The sequence below is a fragment of the Photobacterium sp. R1 genome (genome assembly GCF_054600795.1).
In genome coordinates this window covers 1-294 of the sequence record NZ_BAAHZP010000392.1, presented here as the reverse complement: position 1 = coordinate 294, position 294 = coordinate 1, and the positions used below count along the sequence as shown (strand labels likewise).

General features: G+C 51.7%; 1 protein-coding gene. It reads right to left on the bottom strand.

What is annotated here, in order from left to right:
- Positions 1 to 294 (bottom strand): JAB domain-containing protein (locus ACYP03_RS25565; protein WP_459782613.1); only part of this gene is annotated, 294 nt, incomplete at both ends.

The following is a 294-nucleotide window of genomic DNA, read 5'->3' as shown; positions in this document are numbered from 1 at the left end:
ATATCTACCAAGGCCAGCGCATCGCTGATCCTTTGAGTAATTCGCCGATCGGCCTGACTTGGCTCCGCCACGCCTGAGGGGTGATTATGCGCTAAAATCAACGCCGCTGCATTAAGTTCCAGTGATCTTTTTACCACTTCCCTCGGATAAACGCTGGCGGCATCAATCGTTCCTTCGAACATCACCTCCCCGCTAATCACCCTGTGCTGGTTATCCAGAAACAACACATAAAATGCCTCGCGATGGCGATCACGCAGCATCTGGCTTAAATATTGGCGCGTGTATTCAGGGCTG